Source organism: Sphingomonas sp. S-NIH.Pt3_0716 (genome assembly GCF_003950715.1).
Classification (GTDB): domain Bacteria; phylum Pseudomonadota; class Alphaproteobacteria; order Sphingomonadales; family Sphingomonadaceae; genus Sphingobium; species Sphingobium yanoikuyae_A.
On sequence record NZ_QLJK01000006.1, the window covers coordinates 65,003 to 86,404 of the forward strand.

Consider the following 21,402-nt stretch of genomic DNA (forward strand, 5'->3'; position numbering starts at 1 on the left):
GGATCAGGAGACCCGTTCTGCCAGCAGTTCGAACTGGTTTTCGACCACCGCTTCATCCTGGTCGGTGAGCTTGGTCGGATAGTCGCCAGTGAAGCAGGCGTCGCAATATTGCGGACGGATGTCGGCGCGCTTCGCCTCGCCCAGCGCCTTGTACAGGCCGTCGATCGAGATGAAGGCCAGGCTGTCGGCGTGGATGAAGTCCTGCATGCCGCCAATGTCCAGCTTGTGCGCCAGCAGCTTGGTGCGCTCGGGCGTATCGACGCCATAGAAGCAGCTATGCTTGGTCGGCGGCGAGGCGATGCGCATATGCACTTCGGCCGCGCCCGCTTCGCGCATCATCTGCACGATCTTCAGCGAGGTGGTGCCGCGCACGATCGAGTCGTCGATCAGCACGATGCGCTTGCCTTGGATGAGGGCGCGGTTGGCATTATGCTTCAGCTTGACGCCCAGATGGCGGACCTTGTCGCCCGGCTGGATGAAGGTGCGGCCGATATAATGCGACCGGATGATGCCCAGTTCGAACGGGATGCCCGATTCCTGCGCATAGCCGATGGCGGCCGGCACACCGCTGTCGGGCACCGGGATGACATAGTCGGCCTCGACCGGATTTTCGATCGCCAGCTGCGCGCCGATCGCCTTGCGGACCGAATAGACGCTGGAATTGTCGATGATCGAATCAGGGCGGCTGAAATAGACATGCTCGAAGATGCAGGGACGCGGATGCACTTCGCCGAACGGGCGGATCGAGCGCATTTCGCCATCCTTGGTGACGATGACGAGTTCGCCCGGATCGATCGAGCGGACATAGTCGGCGCCGACCACGTCGAGCGCGACGGTTTCAGAAGCGAAGATGGTCGAATCGCCCAGCTTGCCCATCACCAGCGGGCGGATGCCCAGCGGATCGCGGCAGGCGATCATGCCCTCGGGGGTCATGACGATCAGCGAATAGGCGCCTTCGATCTGCTTGAGCGCGTCGATGAACTTGTCGAGCAGGGTGCGATAATTGGACGTCGCGACCAGATGGATGATGACTTCGGTGTCCGAGGTCGACTGGAAAATGGAGCCGCGGCGGATGAGTTCGCGGCGGACCTTCATCGCGTTGGAGATATTGCCGTTATGGGCAACCGCGAAACCGCCGGAATTGAGTTCGGCATAGAGCGGCTGGACGTTGCGCAGCGAGGTTTCGCCGGTGGTCGAGTAACGGACATGGCCGCAGGCCGTGTCGCCGGGAAGGCCCCGAATCACCTCGTCGCGGTCGAAATTGCCGGCGACATGGCCCATGGCGCGATGGGTATGGAAATCATGCCCGTCCCAGCTGGTGATGCCTGCCGCTTCCTGGCCGCGATGCTGCAGGGCGTGAAGGCCGAGCGCTACCATCGCGGACGCGGTTTCTGCGCCAGATACGCCAAAAATGCCGCATTCTTCGCGCAACTTGTCGTCGTCGAAAGGATTCGTCGTAATCATGGGTGTGAGCGGGTCCATTGCCGTTCCTGACCACCCCTCTGGGGCGACCTTTCGCGCGCATATAGTCCCTCCCGCTCGATTTGTCGCCTGCCTGTAACAAAAAAGCGTGGCCAATCGTGGCAACGCTGCGTTTTGCCGGCTTTTCCATGGGCTAAACGGCCACTGGCGTTGACGTTCGGGTGTCGCTAAGAAACCTGTACTCATGCACCGTTTTGCCAATCCCGCCCGCTTCCTGAAGATCGCCCGTCCGATGACGGGCTGGCTGTTCTGGCCCGGCTTCGTGCTGCTGCTGGCCGGCTGCGCTTCGGGTCTGTTCCTGACGCCGGCGGATTATCTGCAGGGCGATACGGTGCGCATACTCTATATACATGTGCCGGCCGCGTGGCTCGGCATGGCGGGCTGGACCGGCATTGCCGTGTCCGGGCTGATGCAACTGGTCTGGCGCCATCCGCTGGCTGCCGTGGCCGGCCGCGCGATCGCGGCGCCGGGCGCGCTGTTCACCGCCATCTGCCTGATGACCGGTTCGATCTGGGGGCGGCCGACCTGGGGCACCTGGTGGGAATGGGACGGGCGCATGACGTCCATGCTGGTCCTGCTCTTTCTCTATCTGGGCTATATCGCCCTGGCCAATGCATCGGCGCGGCAGGGACAGGGCGGGGTCAGCCCGGTGACCGCGATCTTCGGCTTGGTTGGCGCGATCAACATCCCGATCATCAACCGTTCGGTGGTCTGGTGGAACAGCCTGCACCAGGGGCCCAGCATCACGATGCGGGGATCGAGCATCGACGGATCGTTGCTCTGGCCACTCGGCCTGACGCTGTTCGGTTTCACCTTGTTGTTCGCGGCGATCGTGCTGATGCGGATGCGGGCAATATTGGCACAAAATAAGGTCGAGGCGCGGATGCAGCGCCTGACAAGAGGGTAGAGATGAACCAATGGGCTTTCGTGATCGCCGCCTATGCCGTGACGGCCGTAGGCACGGCGATCGTCACCATCGTCAGCTGGCGCGCGATGCGATCGGCGGAACGTCAGGCCGAACGACTGTCTGACCGGACATGAAAGCCAAACATCAACGGCTTATCCTGGCGCTCGCAGCGCTTGTGGCGATCATCGGCGCCGGGCTGCTCGCCGTATCGGCGCTGAAGGACGAAGCGGCCTATTTCTACGCGCCCAACGACGTGAAGACCAAGGGTGTGGAGCCCGGCAAGGCGATCCGTCTGGGCGGCATGGTGGTGAAGGGCAGCCTCAAGCACGCGGCCGATGGCGTGACGATCAATTTCGACGTGACCGACGGCAAGGCGACCGTGCCGGCGACCTTCAGCGGCATCGCGCCCGACCTGTTCAAGGAAGGCAGCGGCGTGGTCGCGGAGGGCGCTTTTGATCGGCAGGGGCGGTTCGTCGCCACCAATTTGCTGGCCAAGCATGACGAGCGCTACATGCCGCGCGAACTGGACGGCATGACCTATAATGAAACCACGCATGAGATGAAGGCCGCGCCATGATTGCCGAAGCCGGTCTCGCCGCCCTGTGGTTTGCCGCGGTCCTCGCGCTGCTCCAGCTGTTTCTGGTCGGCATGGGGCTGGCGGGCGGCAAGGGCGAGGTGCTGGGCGCCGTCCGACCTGTCGCTGTTTTGCAGGGCGTGCTGACGGCAGCCGCCTTTGTCGCGCTGATCAGCCTGTTCCTGCGGTCCGACATGTCGGTGCTGCTGGTGGCGACCAACAGCCATTCGGCCAAGCCATGGCTCTACAAGTTCGCCGGAACCTGGGGCAATCATGAAGGGTCGATGCTGCTGTGGGTCACGGTGATGGGCGTTGCTGGCGCGGCGGTTGCCTTGTTTGAACGGGCGTTGAAGCGCGACGCGCACATGGCAACACTGGGGGCGCAGGCAGCGATCAGCCTCGGCTTCTATGCCTTCCTGCTCTTCTCCTCCAATCCCTTCGCCCGCATTGCGCCCGCGCCCGTTGATGGGCAGGGGCTCAACCCGCTGCTGCAGGATCCGGGCCTCGCCTTCCATCCGCCGACGCTCTATCTTGGCTATGTCGGCCTGTCGGTCGCTTTTTCCTTTGCGGTCGGCGCCTTGCTGACGCGGCAGGTGGATGCGGCGTTCGCCCGCGCCATGCGGCCCTGGGTGCTGGCCGCCTGGGTGATGTTGACGCTTGGCATCACCGCGGGCAGCTATTGGGCCTATTATGAGCTGGGCTGGGGCGGCTGGTGGTTCTGGGATCCGGTCGAAAATGCATCGCTGATGCCCTGGCTGGCGGCGACCGCGCTGCTGCACAGCGTGACCGTGCTGGCGACCCGCGACGCGCTGCGCGCCTGGACGGTGATGCTGGCCGTCGTTGCCTTCTCCATGTCGATGGTCGGCACCTTCCTGGTCCGGTCGGGCATATTGACCAGCGTCCATGCCTTCGCTGTCGATCCGGAGCGGGGTAGCTTCATCCTGGCCTTGCTGGCGCTCTATATTGGCGGCGCTTTGGCTCTGTTCGGCTGGCGGATCGGCACGGTGCGCGAGGGCGCGCCGTTCGAACTGGTAAGCCGCGAAACCTTCCTGGTGGTCAACAACCTGTTGCTTTCGGTGATCCTCGGGCTGGTGCTGATCGGCACGCTTTACCCGCTGATGACCGAAGCATTCGGGCACAAGGTGTCGGTCGGCGCGCCCTATTTCGATCGCATTGCCGGGCCGATTGCGCTCATCCTGCTGATCGTCATGGCGGCAGGGCCGCTCACTCGCTGGCGCCGGGATCAGGCGCGCGCCGTGGCCGGGCGCATGCTCGTTCCGACGGCGGTCGCACTGGCGGCCGTGGTGCTGGTCGGTGCGCTCGCCTGGGGCCGGATCGGGCTGTTGCCCTATTGCGGGCTGGTGGTGGCGCTGGCCGTCGGCGTGGGATCGCTCGCGCCGCTGTGGAAGCGCAACCTGCGCCGCACGCCGCTCTTCACCTATGGCATGGTGATCGCCCATCTGGGCTGTGCCGTCAGCCTGGCGGGCATGGCCTGCGATTCGGCGTTCACGGTCGAGAAGCTAGTGGCAGTCCGGCCAGGCGACAGCATCGAGACGGCTGGCTGGACGCTGCGCTTCCAGCGCATCCTGCCGCTTGCTGGCGACAATTGGACGGCGTTGCAGGCGGACGTCATTGCGGAACGGGGCGGCCGGGCGGTGGTGATCCATCCGCAATCGCGCTTCTTCGCCTCGCCGCCGACGACCACGACGGAAGCGGCGCTGCTGACCCGGTGGAATGGCCAGCTCTATGTCGTGCTGGGGCAGGAAGCCGATGCCGGTCGCTGGCAGATGCGGATCTGGTGGAAGCCGTTCGTGACGCTGATCTGGCTGGGCGGCATCATGATCGCGCTGGGTGGCCTGCTGGCGCTGGTCGGGCGGGAGCGGCGCGGCTGGCTGATGAAATGGCGCGCACGGAGGGCAATGGCATGAGGAAGCTGCTGATCTGGCTACCGCTGGTGCTGTTCCTCGGCTTCTTCGCCCTGTTCGCCAGCGGCCTGTTCAAGCCGGATGACCGTGTCATCACCTCCAAGCTGATTGGCCAGGCTTTGCCGGCCTTCACCCTGCCGGCTGCCGCCAGCGATCGTCCCGCGCTCGCCAGCACGCAGTTGGCCGATGGCAAGCCGCGCCTGCTCAACATCTTTGCCAGCTGGTGCATTCCCTGCGCGGCGGAGGCGCCGCAACTGATGGCGCTCAAGCAGGCCGGGGTAGCGATAGACGCGATCGCGATCCGCGATGCCCGGCCCGATGTCGACGCCTTCCTGGCGCGCAACGGCAATCCCTATAGCCGGATCGGCCTGGATGCGCGCAGTGGCGTGCAGATCGCGCTGGGCTCGTCCGGCGTGCCGGAAACCTTCGTGATCGATGGCAGGGGCAGGATCGCCTATCAGCATATTGGTGACATCCGCGCCGATGACGTGCCGATGCTGCTGCAACGGCTGAAGGACGCGCAATGATGAGGGGGCTGCTTTCTGTTCTCCTGCTGATGCTGGCAGCACCGGTTCAGGCGCAGACCGCCCTGCCGCCGGCGCCCTATGCCGATCGGCAGCTCGACGATCCGGCGCTGGAGCGCAAGGCGAAGGCGCTGATGGAAACCATCCGCTGCCTCACCTGCCAGAGCCAGTCGATCGCCGATTCGAACGCCAGCATGGCGGGCGACATGCGCTCCGAGATACGCGAGCGGATCAGGGCGGGGGAGGAGCCGGAGCATATCAGGCGCTGGCTGATCGAGCGTTATGGCGACTGGGTGAGCTATGAGCCCACGGCCGCGCCGATCCTCTGGCCGCTATGGGCGGCGCCGATCGTCCTGCTGTCATTGGGGCTGTTGTTGATGCGCGGACGGGTCAAGCGGAGGCCGCGGGCATGACGGGCTGGATCATCGCTTTCGGCCTCGCCATCCTGGCCATGGCGGCGCTCTGCTTCATCGGGCGTATCCCGCGCGTGACGCGGGAGATCGTTGCGGCGGCTTTGCTGGTCGGCCTCGCGGGCTATGCCTGGCAGGGGCATCCCGGCCTAGCCGGCGCGCCGCGACAGGTCGCGGCCGAGAAGGAAGCGCAGTTCGACGAGAAACTGGCGGAGCGACGCCGCAGCCTGGCGGAGCGCTATGGCCCGGCCGGCCAATGGCTGATCATGTCGGATTCCTACGGGCGTCGCGGCCTGACCAAGGAGGCAGCCAATGTCCTGCTCTCCGGCCTCAAGCAGACGCCGGAAGACGCCAATCTGTGGCTGGGTATGGGGAATGCGCTGGTCGCGCATGCCGATGGCGTGGTCGCGCCGGCGGCGGACTATGCCTATCGCCAGGCGTCGCGGCTGGACCCGGAAGGGCCGGCGCCGCGCTATTTCTATGGCCTCGCCCTCGCCCAGGCCGGGCAGTTGGACGCGGCGCGCAAGCAATGGTTGCCGCTGGCGCAATCTGCGCCCGAAGGCAGCAAGATCAAGGCGGAACTGCAGGCGAATATCGCGCGTATCGATGCCATGCTGGCGTTGGATGCGGCTTCGCGATGATCGGCATCGGGGCGATCATTGCGTGAACCCTGTGCCCATGGTAGGGGCCGGCGGTTTGCTGGGCTCCGTCCTTGGAATGAGAATTGCCCTGGCAAGGGTTGCGACATGATATTGATGATCGAGCATTTCCTTCATGGCTGATGACAGCGCGGTCGCCGTCCCCGAAGACGGCGAGCAGGATGGGCATGGCCATGCCCGTCAGAAAGCCACGGCCAAGCTGGTCGTCGGCGCGATCGGTATCGTCTTCGGCGATATCGGCACCAGCCCGCTCTACGCTTTCCGCGAAACCTTTGCGGGGCACCATCATCTCGACCTCGATCCCGACCATATATTGGGCGTCATCAGCCTGATGTTCTGGTCGATGATGCTGGTCGTGACGCTCAAATATGTCAGCATCATCATGCGCGCCGACAATAAGGGCGAGGGCGGCAGCCTGGCTCTGCTGGCGCTGATCAACGGCCAGACCAAGACGCAGCGCTGGTCGCGCGGCATCGTGCTGCTGGGCGTGTTCGCGACTGCCCTCTTCTACGGCGATTCGATGATCACGCCGGCGGTTTCGGTGCTGTCGGCGGTGGAAGGTCTGGCGGTCTATAACGCCAACCTTGCGCCGGCGATCCTGCCGGTCGCGGTGCTGATCCTGCTCGGCCTGTTCTGGATCCAGGGGTTGGGGACCAACAAAGTCGCGACCCTGTTCGGGCCGATCATGCTGATCTATTTCGTGACGATCGCGTCGCTCGGCGTGCTCAGCATCGTCAAGACTCCGGGCATTCTCTACGCCTTCAATCCCTATTGGGCGGTGATGTTCTTTGCCACCGATCCGCTGCCCGCCTTCCTGGCGCTGGGCTCGGTCGTGCTGGCGGTGACGGGCGCCGAAGCGCTCTATGCCGATATGGGCCATTTCGGCCGCAGCCCGATCCGCGTCTCCTGGCTGATCTTCGTGCTGCCGGCACTGATGCTCAACTATATGGGACAGGGCGCGCTGCTCTTCCGTGAGGGCGCTGCGGCGCTGCACAGCCCCTTCTACAATCTTGCGCCGCAATGGATGCAGTTGCCGCTGATCGGCCTTGCCACGCTGGCGGCGATCATCGCGTCGCAGGCGGTCATATCGGGCGCTTTCTCGGTCACGCAGCAGGCGATCCAACTCGGCTTCATGCCGCGCCTGCGGATCGAGCATACCAGCGCCTCGACGGCCGGCCAGATCTACATTCCCCTGATCAACTGGGGGCTGATGGTCATGGTCATCCTGCTGGTGCTGGTGTTCAAGACATCGTCCAACCTGACCGCAGCCTATGGCATTGCCGTCACCGGTGCGATGTTCATCGACAATGTGCTGCTGACCGTGGTGCTCTATCGGCTGTGGCACTGGAAATGGTATTATGCCGCGCCGCTGCTTGCCGTCTTCTACCTGGTCGATGGCGCCTATCTGGCAGCCAATCTGACCAAAGTGCCCGACGGCGGCTGGTTCCCGCTGCTGATCGGCTTCGTCGTCTTCACCTTGCTGACCACCTGGTCTCGTGGGCGCCGGCTGGTGCAGGAACGGCTGCGCGAGGCAGCAATGCCGATCCCAGTATTCGTGGCTTCGGCCGCCAACAGCGCGGTGCGCGTGCCGGGCACCGCTGTTTTCATGACTTCGACGCCCGATGGCGTGCCGCATGCGCTGCTGCATAATCTCAAGCACAACAAGGTGCTGCACGAGCGGGTGATCCTGTTGACGGTCAAGATCAAGGATGTGCCCGTGGTCGAGGATGACGGCCGGTGCAAGCTGGAGGATCTGGGCCGGGGCTTCTTCCGTCTGGTGCTGCAATATGGCTTCATGCAGGAGCCGGATGTTCCGGCCGCGCTCAAGAATGTTACCGGCTGCGGCCAGGCGTTCAAGATGATGGACACCAGCTTCTTCCTGGCGCGCCAGACGCTGCTGCCTTCGGCCAATCCCGGCATGCCGCTGTGGCGCGAGAAGATTTTTGCCTGGATGCTCCGCAACGCGGAAAGCGCGATGGAGTTCTTCCGCCTGCCGACCAATCGCGTGGTCGAACTGGGCAGCCAGGTCGAGATTTGACCGGCATTTAGAAGAGCCGCATCTGCGCGCCCTCGGGCGGCTGGAACAGATCGGTGCGGACGCTGATCCGCGCCTGCCCGAGATTGGCCTTGCGCCGGGCCTTGATGAAGCGGGTGCGGGTCAGGTCGGCCCAGACGCCCTGACCGCGCATCCGGCTGCCGAAATCGGGATCATTGTCGCGCCCGCCGCGAATGTCCCGGATCATCGCCATCACCTTGGCGGCGCGATCGGGATAATGGGTATCCAGCCATGCGCGGAACAACGGTGCGACCTCATGCGGCAGGCGGACCAGGATGTAGTTGACGTCCTGCGCGCCGGCCATGGCAAGCCGCGCCACCACCTGTTCGATCTCATGATCGTTGATTGCCGGGATGATCGGCGACATGTTGGCCGATACCGGCACGCCGGCTTCGGCCAGTCGGGCGATGGCGGCGATCCGCCGTTCGGGATGGGGCGCGCGCGGCTCCAGCGTGCGCGCGGCCTTGGGATCGAGCGAGGTGACCGAAATCATCACCGCGACCAGATTGTCGCGCGCTAGATCGGCAAGCAGGTCGATGTCGCGCAGGATGCGGTCGGACTTGGTGGTGATGAAGACCGGATGGCGGCATTCCACCATCACCTCCAGCAATTGGCGGGTGATCCCCCAATCCTTCTCGATCGGCTGATAGGGGTCGGTATTCGTGCCCATGGCGATCGGCGAGACGCTGTAATTACCGCGCGCCAGTTCCTTGCGCAGCAGCGCCGCCGCGTCCGGCTTGGCGAACAGGCGTGTTTCGAAATCCAGCCCCGGCGACAGATCATGATAGGCGTGGGTCGGGCGGGCAAAGCAATAGATGCAGCCATGCTCGCAGCCGGCATAGGCGTTGATCGACTGGGAGAAGGCGATGTCGGGCGACGCGTTGCGCGAGATGATCGTGCGCGGCGTAATCAGCGAAACGCTGGTGCGCAGTTTCTGGGCCGGTCCGTCGATCGCTTCCACGGCGTCGAGCCAGTCGCCGTCCGCCTCGCGCGCGGCCAGGTTGAACCGGCTGCTCGCCTGGTTGTGCGTTGCGCCGCGTCCGGGAATGATTGCCATGTTGAAATAAGAACATATCATGAACTTATTGACAAGGTCGCTTCGGACGCGTCATGGCTGTGCCCTTGAAAGAAGGGGGAAATATCATGCGTGCCTGGTGGCTTGTTCCGGCTCTCATGATGATGTCTGGCGCGGCCGATGCTGCGGCGCCGACGACGGATTGTGCGGCCAATATGGTCTGTGCGAGCCGCCCACAGTCGGTGGTCGATGCGCTACAGGCAGCGGGCTACAAGGCGGCGCTGACCAAGAGCAAGTCGACCGGTAACCCGATGATAGAGAGCGCGGCCTCCGGCTATAATTTCACCATCTATTTCTATGGCTGCGAAGAGATGAAGGACTGCAACTCGTTGCAGTTCGGTATCAATTTCGCAGATGATGGCGGCAACACGGTCGAACTGGCGAACAAGTGGAACCAGTCCAAGCGCTTCATCCAGATGTCGCTGGCCGACGACAAGACGCTGGACGTGTCCTATGACGTCAGCACGATCGGCGGCCTCAACCAGGAGAATTTCGCCGACGTGGTCGACTGGTGGTCGGTGATGCTCGGCGAACTCAGCAAATTCTTCAAGGAGAACCCGGCGCCCACGCTCAAGAAGTGAAGGGGAGCGGGCTGGAGCCGTAACGAAAAATCGCCCTTTCGCGATTTTTCAAACAGCCGCTCAGCGCTCGGTGAGGCGCGGCATCAGCTCGACGAAATTGCAGGGGCGGAACCGGCTGTCGAGCTGGCTGGCGAGAATGCCGTCCCAGGCATCGCGCACCGCGCCAGTCGAGCCGGGCAGCGCGAAGATATAGGTGCCGCGCGCGACGCAGGCGGTGGCGCGCGACTGGATGGTCGAGGTGCCGATCGACTGATAGCTGAGCCACCGGAACAGCTCGCCGAAACCGGGAATTTCCTTGTCCTGCACCTGGGTCAGTGCCTCGGGCGTGACATCCCGGCCGGTGACGCCGGTGCCACCGGTGGTCAGGATCACATCGACCTGCGGATCGTCGATCCAGGCGTGAAGACGTGCGACGATGGCACTGCGATCATCAGTGACGATCAGCCGGTCGGCCAGGACATGGCCCGCGCCGGTCAGGCGATCGACCAGCGTATCGCCGGACCGGTCATCGGCCAGGGTGCGGGTGTCGGAAACGGTCAGGACGGCGATGCGGACGGGCAGGAAGGTCCGGCCCTCATCGATCGGCATCAGTCCGATCCGCCGGCGATCATCGCCCGGCCATCGGCCTTGCTGAGACGCACCAGCTTGACGCCCTTGGCATTGGGGAAGGTTGGCCACATGCCCTGCGCCATGCCGGTCAGGCAATCCGCCTCGCCCTTCGCCTGGATCTGGTACATCCAGTAGTTGCGCATGACGATGTTCACATAGGCGCGGGTTTCATAATAGGGTAGGGATTCGATGAAGAGCAGCGGATCGCCCTTGTCCTTTACCTCGCTGTTCCAGCGTTCGACCGGCAGCGGGCCGGCATTATAGGCGGCCATCACCTTGGGCAGCAGGCCGCCGGTCGCGCTCATGTCGCGGAGCGATTCCAGATAGCGCTGGCCATATTCCATGTTGGTGGACGGCACGAACAATTGCGATGCGTTGGACAGGCCGACATCGCCGGCGGTTCCGGGGCGCACCTGCATCAGGCCGCGGGCGCCGGCGCTGGAGACGACGTCCGAACGGAAGCCGGATTCCTGCAGCGTATGGGCGTAGATCAGCGACGGATCGACACGCCAGCCGCCGTCCGGCCGCCAGGCCGGCGCCGGGAAGCGGGCAAAGCTGTCGGGCTGCTTGCCGGCCGGGCCATTATGGGCGAGCCAGAGCTGCGTCGCGGGCAGGTTGAGCGCGCTGGCCAGGCGCAGCAGCGCATCATATTGGGTGGTGCCGCCCAGCTTCGCCTGATAGCGCAAAATCTCGTCGGCGCGGCCATTCTCGCCAATATCGGCCAGCGCGATCGCGCTGCGGACATTGGGGCTGTCCTTGAGCTGGCGCCAGTCATTGTCGCTGAAACGCGCGTTCATGGTCGCGCCGCCCAGCGGCATGCCCAAGCTTTCGCGGGCGAGCAGGCCATAGAAGGTCTCGTCGGATCGCGCCGCGAGCTTCAGCATATTCTCGACCTTCTCGGCCTCGCCGCAGACCATATAGGCGCGCGATGCCCAATAGGCGCCGGCCGCGCGCATGTCCGCGTCGCCCGCCAGCGCGGCGACATTGGCGAAGGCCGGGGCGGCAGCGCGGCAATCATTCTGGCGCCAGGCGGCCAGGCCCGTCGTCCAGTGAGCCTGCACAGTCCAGTCGCCGCCGGTACGGGTTTCGAGCGCGCGCGCGGCCATACGGCGCGCGTTGAGATCGTCGCTTTCAATATAATAGGCCCAGGCAACACGCTGGCGTACCTCGGTCAGGCCTTCGGGCGTCAGCCCCGCTTCGCCAGCGGCAAGCAGCCCTTCCGCGCCGGCCGGATCATCATTCTTGATGAAGGTCAGGATCTGGGCCGACAGGCTCTGGGCCAGAACGTCCGTCTTGCTGCCGCTGACATATTGGCGGCGGGGTGCCGAGCCCAGCCATACCAGCTTCTGGACCTGCGGCAGATCGGGCAGGATGGTCGCGCCGCGCTTCTGCGCCAGGCGGGAAAGTTGGTCGGCTTTGGGCAGCCAGGCTGCCTTGTTGACGAGGTCGAGCAGGTCGAACAGCTCGACACGCGGCGACCCCTTGGCAAGATAGAGTTCCGACAGGGCGAGCGGACGAACCGCATCCTGTGGATCGAGCGCCAGGATCATCGCCTTGGCATCCGACCATTTCTGGTCGCGTAGGGCGGCGAAGATCGCATTGTAGCGCGCCTTGTCGCCATCGGACAGCTGCAGCGGGGTGCCGGCGGTGGAACTGGTCGGCAAGATGGGGAGGGTTTCGGCCGCCTTGGCACTGGCCGGGATCGCCAGCGCCGCGCTCATGCTGAGCAGGGCAAGGCTGGAAATGCGGGTTGCAACGCGAATCACGGGCGATCTTCCTCAATCAGGCTTTGCAGGGCGCGCCAGCATTCCGCCTTGGCCGCAGGCTGGCTGAGCAGCAGCCGCGGATGGAATGTGGCAATGGCGGGCACAGTGCCGCCATCATGGTTAAAGGGGCGTAAACCGACGGGCCGGTCCGCGCCATCGGTCGGAAGCAGCGCACGGACCGTCCGATCGCCCAACAGGAGCAGGCGGCGCGGCGCGGCGAGATGGACATGGAGCCTGATGCGATCGGCGACATGCGCCAGATCGCTGGCCTCCACCATGCCGCCGGCGGGGCGGACGGTGAACAGCGAAGCCAGGCAGATATCGTCACGGCGCAGGCCGATGGCCCGCATCATGGCATCGAACAGAGCGCCCGCGCGATCGGCGAACAAATGGCCCGCGCCGGCATCTGCCATGTCGGGCATGTCGGTGATGACCATCAGCGATGCTTCGGCCGGGCCGGTCGGCAGGATCGGGGTGCCGGGCCATTTGCGTTCGGGCTGGGCCGAATCACTGGCAAGCCATTCGAGATAGGCGTCGAGCGTCTTGGGTTTTTCGGGCGGCGGAGCAAAGGCCTTCGCAGCCTGCTCGGCCAGCAGGGCGCGCGTCGGCTGCGGCCGCAACCAGTTGACTGGTGCTTCCGCTACGGCGCCGTCCACCCCCGCCAGCGACCACCACGCCAGATAGGCGTCAGGCGCTGCGGCTCCAAAGTCCCGCTCTAATCCCCGCATCACTATGCCCTTGGGCCAGAGGTTGACGCGAGGGTCAAGAATCTTCATCGCGTGGAATGTCAAAACGTTGGAGTAATAAGGCGACCGGATGGCCGGACATGTGCTGGCGGGCGCCTTTATGGAGGGATTATGAGCGAACGGGATTCGATGCCCTATGACATCGTCATCGTCGGTGGGGGACCGGCTGGCCTGTCTGCAGCGATCCGGCTGAAGCAATTGGCCAATGCCGCAGGGCAGGAACTGGCCGTCTGCGTGCTGGAAAAGGGGTCGGAAATCGGCGCCCATATCCTGTCGGGCGCGGTGGTCGATCCCAAGGCGCTGGATGAGCTGATTTCCGACTGGAAGGAACAGGGCTGCCCGATGGCCGATGTTCCGGTCACCGACAATCAGCATTGGGTCTTGTCCAAGGCTGGCAAGATGGCGATGCCGCACATCATGACGCCGGGCTGGATGCACAATAAGGGCACCTATACCGGATCGCTGGGCAATCTGTGCCGCTGGCTGGCCGAGCAGGCCGAGGGGCTGGGCGTCGAAATCTTCCCCGGCTTCGCCGCCGCCGAAATCCTCTACAATGAGGATGGCAGCGTGAAGGGCGTCGCGACCGGCGACATGGGCATCGCCCGTGATGGCGAGCGCAAGGCGGACTATCAGCCGGGCCTGGAACTGCACGCCAAATATACCTTCTTTGCGGAGGGCGCGCGCGGCCACCTGACCAAGATCCTCAAGCGCCAGTTCGACCTGGAGGCCGATTGCGAGCCGCAGGTCTATGGCCTGGGGATGAAGGAATTGTGGGACATCGATCCCGCCAAGCATCAGCCGGGCCTTGTCATCCATACGCAGGGATGGCCACTAACTGACGCATATGGCGGCGGTTTTCTCTATCATCAGGCCAATGGTCAGGTGGCCCTCGGCTTCGTCGTGGGCCTTGGCTATCGCAACCCGCACCTCTATCCGTTCGAGGAATTCCAGCGCTGGAAGCAGCATCCGGAAATCCGCAAGTTCCTGGAGGGTGGCCGCCGCGTTTCCTATGGCGCGCGCGCGATCAACGAGGGCGGCTGGCAGTCGATCCCCAAGCTGGTCTTTCCCGGTGGCGCGCTGATCGGTTGCTCGGCCGGCTTCGTCAATGTGCCGCGCATCAAGGGCAGCCATACCGCCATGAAGTCGGGCATGCTGGCCGCCGAGGCCGCGTTCGAGGCGATCCAGGACGAGCGCGCGCGCGACGTGCTGCACGATTATGAGGATCGGCTGCGTTCCAGCTGGATCGCGGACGAACTGAAACTGGTGAAGAATGCCGAGCCGCTGCTGGCCAAGTTCGGCAACACCATCGGCACGCTGCTGGCGGGCATCGACATGTGGATGCGGACGCTCAAGATCGGCCTGCCCTTCACCATGAAGCACAAGCCCGATTGCGAGAAATTGTGGCGCAAGGACCAGTGCGAGAAGATCGCCTATCCCAAGCCCGATGGCGTGATCAGCTTCGACCGTCTGTCCTCGGTGTTCCTGTCGAACACCAATCATGAAGAGGACCAGCCGGTCCATCTGCAGTTGAAGGATCCGTCGGTTCCGATTTCCTACAATCTGCCCCTTTATGACGAGCCGGCTCAGCGTTATTGTCCTGCCGGTGTCTATGAAGTGGTCGGCCTGGATGAAGGGGAGCCTCGCTTCCAGATCAACGCGCAGAATTGCGTCCACTGCAAGACATGCGACATCAAGGACCCGACCCAGAATATCAACTGGGTCGTGCCCGAGGGCGGTGGAGGACCGAATTATCCGAACATGTAAGGGCCTGATTCCAGGACTGTTGCTGATGCTGCCGGCTGCGGCCGGCGCATCGGTCGATCCCGATATGGCCTTGCATGCCTATGCCCGCGCGCGCCTTGCCGATGGCGAAGGCGCGCTCGGCGTTGCGGTCGACAGCTATCGTGTGGCCCTCGCCGGCGATCCGACCAGCCTTGCCATTGCCCGCCGTTCCTATGTCCAGGCATTGGAAAGCGGCGACATGCCGCTGGCATTGCAATCGGCCGCGTTGCTGGATGAGGGCGGCATGCTGCCGCGCGACGGCACCTTGCTGCGGATTTGCGACGCGTTGGGGCGCAAGGATTGGGCGGCGGCGCAGACCTTCACCGATCGCCTGGTGGAGGAGGGCAATTTCTCCTTCCTCGCCCCGATCGTGCAGAGCTGGATATCGCTGGGCCAGCGCCGCTATGTGGCGCCCGTCATCGACGGTAAGGACAAGTTCGGGGCGCTAGGCGCCCGCTATCTCGACGAGCATCTGGCGTTGCAGGCCATGGCGCGGGGCGACAAGGAAGAGGCGATTGGTGCGATGCGCCGCGCCTTGGCCTTGCGCGTGACGGATGACGAAGCGCTGCGCCTGACCTTCGCCGCGCAACTGGCCGGGCGCCGGGCGAAGGCGGATGCCCTGGCCCTGCTGCCCGCCGATGAGGCGAGCTTCGCCAAGGCCCGTACGGACGTTGTCCGCGGCAAGGTGCCGGGAGCGATTGCCGCGCCCTTCACACCCAGGCAGGGCTTTGCCCAATTGTTGGCCCGCCTCGCGGTCGACATCGCGTCCGATGAAACAGGCACGGCGCTGGGCATTCGCCTGGCGCGGATCGCGACCTTTGCCGATCCCGCCGCGGCGGAGCCGCATCTGGTGGCAGCGAAGCTGCTGGTGGCGGGCGATCTCGCCAATTATGCGGCGGTGGAAGCGCGCAAGGTGCCGGTGACTGGCTGGTATGGTGCGCTCGCCCAGGCGGAACTGGTCGAGGCACTGGCGGCCTCGGGGGATCGCGACGGCGCGATCGCACTGGCGCAAAGCCTGGCATCGGCCCCCAATGCTGAGCCGGAACGCCTTGTAAGACTTGGGCGATTGCTGGCGGACTCCGGCGATTTTGACGGTGCTGCATCCGCTTTCCATCGTGCGCAGGCGGGTTATTCGGCTGACAGCCTGCCCTGGGCATTGCTACTGTTCGAAGGCAGCGCGCTGGAACAGGGCAAGCGGTGGGACGAGGCCCGCGCGGTGCTGGAAAAGGCCGCTGTCATGGCCCCGAATGAACCGGTCATCCTCAATTATCTCGGCTATGCCCAGATCGAACGGCGGCAGAATGTCGATGCTGCGCTGGACCTGCTGAAAAAGGCGAGCGCGCTCAAGCCCCAAGATGCGTCGATCACGGACTCGCTCGGCTGGGCCAAGTTCGTGACCGGGGACGTCAAGGGCGCTGTTCCGGTGCTGGAACGCGCCGCGGCCGGAGCGCCCGGCGATGCCACGATCAACGAGCATCTGGGCGACGCATTGTGGACCGCCGGCCGCCGCTATGAAGCGCGCTATGCCTGGCGCGCAGCGGCGGTGTTCGCGGAGGGGGATGTCGCCAATCGGCTTGACGCCAAGGCCCGTGAAGGGCTGAAACCCGAATATGCAGCGCCCTGATATTGTATCGAAATATTGTGAATATATCTGAACAACTAACTGAAATTGCTTACGCAAAGGTCAATCTGGCCTTACATGTGCGCGAGCGCCGCGCGGATGGCTATCATGCGCTGGAAAGCCTGTTCGTCTTTGCCGAGGATGGGGATATTCTCCATGCCCGGCACCGCGACGATGGCGTCATCACGCTCGCCGTGGAAGGCCCCTGCGGCGCGGGCCTGAGCGGTGACGATGACAATCTGGTGATGCGGGCGGCGAGAAGTCTTCAGGCGGCCACCGGGATAACGGCCGGCGCCGATGTCCGGCTCGACAAGCGACTGCCGGTTGCGTCGGGCATCGGTGGTGGCTCGGCGGATGCGGCTGCGACGCTGCGCTTGCTGATGCGTCTCTGGAATGTCACCGTGGAAGATGCTGTATTGCAGCAATTATCCCTGTCGCTTGGCTCGGACGTGCCGGCCTGCTTGGCCAGTACCACGCAACTGGTGCGCGGCCGTGGCGAGCTGCTGGAGGCGCAGGCGCTGGACGACCTGTCGGGCCGGCCGATGCTGCTGGTCAATCCGCGGGTCGGCGTCTCGACGGCGTCGGTCTTTGCCGGCTGGGACAGGATCGACCGCGGTGCGCTCGATGCGCTGGATATTGATGGGCTTGCGCGCGCCGGCCGCAATGATCTGGAGGCGCCGGCCCTGCTGTTGGCGCCGGTGATCGGTGATGTGCTGCAGGCGTTGCAGGCGCAAGCTCCCCGGCTGGTGCGTATGTCCGGGTCGGGCGCGACCTGTTTCGCGTTGTTCGATGACGGGCAGGCAATGGCGCAGGCCGCGACGGCCCTCCGCCGCGATCATCCGGATTGGTGGGTGATGGAAACGAGGATCAGGACATCATGAGCGAAGCCTTCATCACCGTGCGCGAGGGCGATCTCGACCTGCTGATCATCGTCGATCATGCCTCGGCCCATGTCCCCGACGATATCGACTTGGGCATCGATCCGGCGCTGCTTCGCGAACATATCGCGATCGACATCGGCGTGGCGGAGGTCAGCCAGTTGCTCGCGGCGCAACTGAACTGCTCCGCGATCCTGGCCGGTATCTCCCGCCTGGTTATCGATCTCAACCGCGAAGAGGATGCGCCCGGCCTGCTGCCGGTGATGAGTGACGGCCATGCCATTCCGGGTAATCGGGACGCCGATCTGGCCGAACGGATGCGCCGCTTCCATCATCCCTATCATCAGCAGGTGGCGGCCATGCTCGACGGCATGACGTCACCCTTCATCCTTTCCGTACATAGCTTCACGCCGCGCCTGGCGAGCGATCCGGCGCAGCAGCGGCCCTGGGACATCGGTATTCTCTATAATCAGGATGATCGGGCGGCGCGGATCGCCATTCCGATGCTGGAGGCGGCGGGGCTGAATGTCGGCGACCAACTGCCCTATTCGGGGCAATTGCTCAACGCGACCATGAACCGCCATGCGGAAGCCAATGGCATCCCCTATCTGGGGATCGAGATGCGGCAGGATCTGGTTGCCGATGCTGCGGGGCAGCGCCGCTTTGCCGATCTGCTCGGGCCGATCGTGCTGGAATGCCGTAACCGGCTGAGTTGATGGTCGGGCCTGGCGCGCCGGGCCATAGAGGATGTCGAAAGGGGATATTCTGATGGGGCTGCGATTGTCTGGCGCACTGATGCTGGCGGGGCTGGCCCTGGCGGGATGTGACGGCAAGGGCGGTCGGACCGGTGCGATCGCTGATGGCGACAGCCTGATCGACTGCGCGATCGGCAAGGGCGATTGGTCGCGAGAATGCGGCGTCGAACGCGAGGGCGACATGCTGACCCTGCGCCATCCCGACGGCGGGTTCCGGCGGCTGAGGATCGTGCAGGACGGGCGTGGCCTGGTTTCGGCCGATGGCGCCGAGGAGGCAAAGCTTGTCATCATCGACAAGGGGCTGATCGAAGTAACGGTCGGTGCCGACCGGTATCGGCTGCCCGCTACCGTGGCGGCCAAGCCGAATTGATGGTGCCCGACCCGATATTGACGGCAGCAGCCATGCGCGCGGCCGAGCAGGCGGCGTTTGATGCTGGCGTCGATCCCTATGAACTGATGGAACGAGCTGGTGCGGCGGCGGCGCAGATCATCTGGCGTGCCGGGCATCGACGGGACGCGCTGATCCTCTGTGGTCCTGGAAACAACGGCGGTGATGGTTTTGTTATTGCCCGTATATTGCGCGAACTGGGCGTGCCGGCGCGGGTCGCCTCCCTGGGGGACAGTCGCACTGCATCCGCCCTGCGGGCCAGGGCATTATGGGACGGCCCGGTAGAGTCGCTGGCCGATGCCGCGCCGGCGGCGCAACTGGTCGACGCCCTGTTCGGCACGGGGCTGACGCGCGGCCTGGATGCGGCGGTGGCGGACCGGTTGGGCGCATTGGTAGCGCATGCCAATCACAGCTATGCGATCGATCTGCCGAGCGGGGTGGGGACGGATGATGGCCTGCTATTATCGGCGGTGCCGAAGTTCGACGTGACGATCGCATTGGGCGCGTTCAAGCCCGCGCATCTGTTGCAGCCGGCGGCTAGCCTCATGGGAAAACTGGTGCGGGCGGACATCGGCCTCGCCATGCCGCACGACATGCATGTGCTTGCACCGCCGCGGCTTCGCGCGCCTGTTGCCGCTGCGCATAAATATAGCCGAGGTCTGGTCGGCGTTGTCGGCGGTCTTATGCCGGGCGCGGCAGCGCTGGCAGCGGCTGCGGCGGCCCATTCCGGTGCCGGCATGGTGAGGCGCTATGACGCTTCGCCTTGTGAGGTCAGGCCACATGCCATCGTTCATCAGCAGATTGAGGATGAAACTGTCCTGAGCGATGCTCTTTCCGAAGCTCGGCTGGCGGCCGTGCTGGTCGGTCCGGGATTGGGCCGGGAGGATGGGGCACAGATGCGGCTTGATGCTGCGCTGGCATGCAAGCGGCCGCTGCTGCTGGACGCCGATGCGCTCACCTTGCTGGCAGCAAGGGCAGCTACCCATATCCCGGCCGGATCGATCCTGACCCCGCATCAAGGCGAATTCGTCCGGCTGTTCGGCGATCTGCCGGGCAGCAAGATCGACCGGGCGCTGGCCGGCGCCCGCATGACGAGGTCGGTTGTGGTCTATAAGGGCGCGGACAGCGTGATCGCCGCGCCGGATGGCCAAGTAGCGGTGGCGCGGGGCGCTTCGACCTGGCTGTCTACAGCCGGAACGGGTGATGTGCTGGCTGGCCTGGTCGTCGGGCGACTGGCCGTGACCGGCGATCCCTTCCGTGCGGCGTGCGAGGCGGTGTGGCTGCATGGGGACGCTGCGCGACGGGCTGGCCCGGCTTTTGTCGCGGATGATTTGCTTGCCGCGCTTCCAGCCGCTATCGGCTCGCGGCTGTGACCCAAGATAATGATCTCATCCTCCGCATCGCCGCCAAGGGCGATGGCGTCACCGCCGACGGGCGGCATTTCGCGCTGGTAGCACCGGGCGACCGGATCGCTGCCGACGGCAGCATCATCGCTGGCCCGCATCATGTCGACGCGCCCTGTGTCCATTTTCCCGGTTGCGGTGGCTGCGAACTGCAGCAGATCGACGAGCCGAGCCTCGCTGATTTCGTCAGCGCCCGCGTGACCGGTGCGCTGGCCGGGCAGGGCGTAGTGCCGCAGATGGTGCTGCCGGCCCATGTCTCGCCGCCGCGCACGCGTCGCCGTGCCTCGCTGCGCGCCTCGCGGCAGGGCAAGCGGATCACCATCGGCTTTGCCGAGCAGGGCAGCCATGTTCTGGTCGACCTGACGATGTGCGAGATACTGGATCCGCGCCTGTTTGCACTGATCGCGCCGCTGCGGACGATGCTGTTGACCTGTCTGCCCGACAAGCGCGCCGCGCATGTGCGCATGTCGCTGACCGATCAGGGCGTCGACCTGCTGCTGGAAGGCGCGAAGGTCGAGGGGCTGGCGGCGGACGAGGCGCTGGGAGATTTCGCCCGCGGGCACGCTCTGGCACGGCTGACCATCGACCAGGGCGATGGCCCGGAGACGCGGTGGGAGCCGGAACCGGTGACCGTCAGCTTTGGTGGCGTCGCGGTCGGCTTTCCGCCCTATTCCTTCCTGCAGGCGACACCTGATGGCGAGGCTGCCTTGGTGAAGGCAGTGCAGGACGCGTTGCCCGCGACCGGCGCGGTCGCCGACCTGTTCTGCGGCCTTGGCACCTTTGCGCTGGCGATCGGCGCCAATCGGCCGGTCTATGCGGCGGAGGGCGCGCGGGATTTGGTGCTGTCGCTCAAGCTCGCCGGCCATCGCGCGCAGCGGCGCATGGTGGCGGATCATCGCGACCTTTTCCGCCGGCCGCTGACGCCCGAGGAGCTGAACCGCTTTGCCGCCGTGGTGATCGATCCGCCCCGTGCGGGCGCGCGCGAACAGGCGATGCAACTGGCGCAGTCGACCGTGCCGCTGATCGCCTATGTCTCGTGCAATCCGGGCAGCTTTGCCCGCGACGCCGCGCATCTGGTGGCGGGTGGCTATGTGCTCGACAGCGTCATGCCGGTCGGACAGTTCCGCTGGTCCACCCATGTCGAACTGGTCGGGATTTTCCGGCGCTCCTGAGCGATTTCCCACGAAGTTCACACCGTCGTGGAGGGAGCAAAAGCCCCAAAGAAAATCCCTCGCTGCGAGGGGGCGGCAGCGAGGGATAT

Annotated in this window: 21 protein-coding genes; 16 read left to right on the top strand and 5 right to left on the bottom strand. The window is 64.9% G+C overall.

Annotation, left to right across the window (positions count from 1 at the left end; all coding sequences use genetic code 11):
• Positions 1–3 precede the first annotated feature (3 nt).
• Positions 4–1,464: an amidophosphoribosyltransferase gene (gene purF / locus BRX37_RS06315; RefSeq protein ID WP_017499557.1), complete on the bottom strand. Its 1,461-nt coding sequence runs from the start codon at positions 1,462–1,464 to the stop codon at positions 4–6.
• Positions 1,465–1,666: 202 nt separating this feature from the next.
• Between purF and ccmC the strand changes: the two genes are divergently transcribed.
• The 8 genes from ccmC (at position 1,667) to BRX37_RS06355 (ending at position 8,519) form a co-directional block, all read left to right on the top strand.
• Positions 1,667–2,389, top strand: a complete 723-nt coding sequence (gene ccmC, locus BRX37_RS06320) for a heme ABC transporter permease CcmC (protein WP_125985948.1) — start codon at positions 1,667–1,669, stop codon at positions 2,387–2,389.
• 2 nt (positions 2,390–2,391) lie between these two features.
• The gene (locus tag BRX37_RS06325; protein WP_107917594.1) at positions 2,392–2,523 is read left to right on the top strand and encodes a heme exporter protein CcmD; all 132 of its coding nucleotides are present in this window, start codon (positions 2,392–2,394) and stop codon (positions 2,521–2,523) included.
• Positions 2,520–2,966: a cytochrome c maturation protein CcmE gene (gene ccmE / locus BRX37_RS06330; protein WP_125985949.1), complete on the top strand. Its 447-nt coding sequence runs from the start codon at positions 2,520–2,522 to the stop codon at positions 2,964–2,966. The genes BRX37_RS06325 and ccmE overlap by 4 nt, the downstream gene beginning before the upstream one ends.
• A complete protein-coding gene (locus tag BRX37_RS06335; protein WP_125985950.1) occupies positions 2,963–4,891 on the top strand; it encodes a heme lyase CcmF/NrfE family subunit in 1,929 nt (642 codons plus the stop codon). The genes ccmE and BRX37_RS06335 overlap by 4 nt, the downstream gene beginning before the upstream one ends.
• Positions 4,888–5,415 carry a redoxin family protein gene (locus tag BRX37_RS06340; RefSeq protein ID WP_235682084.1) on the top strand — a complete coding sequence of 176 codons (528 nt, stop codon included), beginning with the start codon at positions 4,888–4,890 and terminating at the stop codon, positions 5,413–5,415. Before BRX37_RS06335 ends, BRX37_RS06340 begins: the two co-directional genes overlap by 4 nt.
• A complete protein-coding gene (locus BRX37_RS06345; protein WP_125986044.1) occupies positions 5,415–5,825 on the top strand; it encodes a cytochrome c-type biogenesis protein in 411 nt (136 codons plus the stop codon). The genes BRX37_RS06340 and BRX37_RS06345 overlap by 1 nt, the downstream gene beginning before the upstream one ends.
• Entirely contained in the window at positions 5,822–6,463 is a 642-nt protein-coding gene (locus BRX37_RS06350) for a tetratricopeptide repeat protein (protein WP_125985952.1), read from the top strand. Before BRX37_RS06345 ends, BRX37_RS06350 begins: the two co-directional genes overlap by 4 nt.
• Before the next feature lie 133 nt (positions 6,464–6,596).
• Complete coding sequence (locus BRX37_RS06355) at positions 6,597–8,519, top strand: potassium transporter Kup (protein WP_125985953.1); 1,923 nt, start codon at positions 6,597–6,599, stop codon at positions 8,517–8,519.
• Positions 8,520–8,526: 7 nt separating this feature from the next.
• Here BRX37_RS06355 and BRX37_RS06360 read toward each other — a convergent pair whose 3' ends face one another.
• Positions 8,527–9,594 carry a PA0069 family radical SAM protein gene (locus BRX37_RS06360; protein WP_125986046.1) on the bottom strand — a complete coding sequence of 356 codons (1,068 nt, stop codon included), beginning with the start codon at positions 9,592–9,594 and terminating at the stop codon, positions 8,527–8,529.
• Between the two features lie 86 nt (positions 9,595–9,680).
• On the opposite strand from BRX37_RS06360, the gene BRX37_RS06365 reads away from it, so the two are divergent.
• Positions 9,681–10,193 carry a YbjN domain-containing protein gene (locus BRX37_RS06365; protein ID WP_125985954.1) on the top strand — a complete coding sequence of 171 codons (513 nt, stop codon included), beginning with the start codon at positions 9,681–9,683 and terminating at the stop codon, positions 10,191–10,193.
• A gap of 60 nt (positions 10,194–10,253) precedes the next feature.
• Here BRX37_RS06365 and moaB read toward each other — a convergent pair whose 3' ends face one another.
• The 3 genes from moaB to BRX37_RS06380 are packed head-to-tail and all read right to left on the bottom strand — an operon-like array spanning position 10,254 to position 13,344.
• Positions 10,254–10,781, bottom strand: coding sequence for a molybdenum cofactor biosynthesis protein B (gene moaB, locus BRX37_RS06370; protein WP_125985955.1), 528 nt, complete (start codon positions 10,779–10,781; stop codon positions 10,254–10,256).
• Entirely contained in the window at positions 10,781–12,568 is a 1,788-nt protein-coding gene (locus BRX37_RS06375; protein ID WP_125985956.1) for a lytic transglycosylase domain-containing protein, read from the bottom strand. The genes moaB and BRX37_RS06375 overlap by 1 nt, the downstream gene beginning before the upstream one ends.
• A complete protein-coding gene (locus BRX37_RS06380) occupies positions 12,565–13,344 on the bottom strand; it encodes a uracil-DNA glycosylase family protein (RefSeq protein WP_125985957.1) in 780 nt (259 codons plus the stop codon). The genes BRX37_RS06375 and BRX37_RS06380 overlap by 4 nt, the downstream gene beginning before the upstream one ends.
• Before the next feature lie 81 nt (positions 13,345–13,425).
• On the opposite strand from BRX37_RS06380, the gene BRX37_RS06385 reads away from it, so the two are divergent.
• From BRX37_RS06385 to BRX37_RS06415, 7 genes are read left to right on the top strand one after another with little or no spacing between them, the layout of a single operon-like run.
• Positions 13,426–15,078: an electron transfer flavoprotein-ubiquinone oxidoreductase gene (locus BRX37_RS06385; RefSeq protein WP_125985958.1), complete on the top strand. Its 1,653-nt coding sequence runs from the start codon at positions 13,426–13,428 to the stop codon at positions 15,076–15,078.
• A gap of 25 nt (positions 15,079–15,103) precedes the next feature.
• Positions 15,104–16,720: a tetratricopeptide repeat protein gene (locus BRX37_RS06390; protein ID WP_125985959.1), complete on the top strand. Its 1,617-nt coding sequence runs from the start codon at positions 15,104–15,106 to the stop codon at positions 16,718–16,720.
• A gap of 14 nt (positions 16,721–16,734) precedes the next feature.
• Positions 16,735–17,598, top strand: a complete 864-nt coding sequence (locus BRX37_RS06395) for a 4-(cytidine 5'-diphospho)-2-C-methyl-D-erythritol kinase (protein WP_318276623.1) — start codon at positions 16,735–16,737, stop codon at positions 17,596–17,598.
• On the top strand, positions 17,595–18,311 hold the full coding sequence (locus BRX37_RS06400) for an N-formylglutamate amidohydrolase (protein WP_125985960.1): 717 nt from the start codon (positions 17,595–17,597) through the stop codon (positions 18,309–18,311). Before BRX37_RS06395 ends, BRX37_RS06400 begins: the two co-directional genes overlap by 4 nt.
• Before the next feature lie 52 nt (positions 18,312–18,363).
• Positions 18,364–18,720: a hypothetical protein gene (locus tag BRX37_RS06405; RefSeq protein ID WP_125985961.1), complete on the top strand. Its 357-nt coding sequence runs from the start codon at positions 18,364–18,366 to the stop codon at positions 18,718–18,720.
• Positions 18,720–20,111 carry an NAD(P)H-hydrate dehydratase gene (locus tag BRX37_RS06410; protein ID WP_125985962.1) on the top strand — a complete coding sequence of 464 codons (1,392 nt, stop codon included), beginning with the start codon at positions 18,720–18,722 and terminating at the stop codon, positions 20,109–20,111. Before BRX37_RS06405 ends, BRX37_RS06410 begins: the two co-directional genes overlap by 1 nt.
• Entirely contained in the window at positions 20,108–21,313 is a 1,206-nt protein-coding gene (locus BRX37_RS06415) for a class I SAM-dependent RNA methyltransferase (protein ID WP_125985963.1), read from the top strand. Before BRX37_RS06410 ends, BRX37_RS06415 begins: the two co-directional genes overlap by 4 nt.
• The last annotated feature ends 89 nt before the right edge of the window (positions 21,314–21,402 follow it).

What these genes read in the sequence shown, in the direction of transcription:
- purF (WP_017499557.1), bottom strand. Translation starts at nt 1,464, where the DNA reads ATGATTACGACGAATCCTTTCGACGACGACAAGTTGCGCGAAGAATGC.
- ccmC (WP_125985948.1), top strand. Translation starts at nt 1,667, where the DNA reads ATGCACCGTTTTGCCAATCCCGCCCGCTTCCTGAAGATCGCCCGTCCG.
- BRX37_RS06325 (WP_107917594.1), top strand. Translation starts at nt 2,392, where the DNA reads ATGAACCAATGGGCTTTCGTGATCGCCGCCTATGCCGTGACGGCCGTA.
- ccmE (WP_125985949.1), top strand. Translation starts at nt 2,520, where the DNA reads ATGAAAGCCAAACATCAACGGCTTATCCTGGCGCTCGCAGCGCTTGTG.
- BRX37_RS06335 (WP_125985950.1), top strand. Translation starts at nt 2,963, where the DNA reads ATGATTGCCGAAGCCGGTCTCGCCGCCCTGTGGTTTGCCGCGGTCCTC.
- BRX37_RS06340 (WP_235682084.1), top strand. Translation starts at nt 4,888, where the DNA reads ATGAGGAAGCTGCTGATCTGGCTACCGCTGGTGCTGTTCCTCGGCTTC.
- BRX37_RS06345 (WP_125986044.1), top strand. Translation starts at nt 5,415, where the DNA reads ATGAGGGGGCTGCTTTCTGTTCTCCTGCTGATGCTGGCAGCACCGGTT.
- BRX37_RS06350 (WP_125985952.1), top strand. Translation starts at nt 5,822, where the DNA reads ATGACGGGCTGGATCATCGCTTTCGGCCTCGCCATCCTGGCCATGGCG.
- BRX37_RS06355 (WP_125985953.1), top strand. Translation starts at nt 6,597, where the DNA reads ATGGCTGATGACAGCGCGGTCGCCGTCCCCGAAGACGGCGAGCAGGAT.
- BRX37_RS06360 (WP_125986046.1), bottom strand. Translation starts at nt 9,594, where the DNA reads ATGGCAATCATTCCCGGACGCGGCGCAACGCACAACCAGGCGAGCAGC.
- BRX37_RS06365 (WP_125985954.1), top strand. Translation starts at nt 9,681, where the DNA reads ATGCGTGCCTGGTGGCTTGTTCCGGCTCTCATGATGATGTCTGGCGCG.
- moaB (WP_125985955.1), bottom strand. Translation starts at nt 10,781, where the DNA reads ATGCCGATCGATGAGGGCCGGACCTTCCTGCCCGTCCGCATCGCCGTC.
- BRX37_RS06380 (WP_125985957.1), bottom strand. Translation starts at nt 13,344, where the DNA reads ATGAAGATTCTTGACCCTCGCGTCAACCTCTGGCCCAAGGGCATAGTG.
- BRX37_RS06385 (WP_125985958.1), top strand. Translation starts at nt 13,426, where the DNA reads ATGAGCGAACGGGATTCGATGCCCTATGACATCGTCATCGTCGGTGGG.
- BRX37_RS06390 (WP_125985959.1), top strand. Translation starts at nt 15,104, where the DNA reads ATGCTGCCGGCTGCGGCCGGCGCATCGGTCGATCCCGATATGGCCTTG.
- BRX37_RS06400 (WP_125985960.1), top strand. Translation starts at nt 17,595, where the DNA reads ATGAGCGAAGCCTTCATCACCGTGCGCGAGGGCGATCTCGACCTGCTG.
- BRX37_RS06405 (WP_125985961.1), top strand. Translation starts at nt 18,364, where the DNA reads ATGGGGCTGCGATTGTCTGGCGCACTGATGCTGGCGGGGCTGGCCCTG.
- BRX37_RS06410 (WP_125985962.1), top strand. Translation starts at nt 18,720, where the DNA reads ATGGTGCCCGACCCGATATTGACGGCAGCAGCCATGCGCGCGGCCGAG.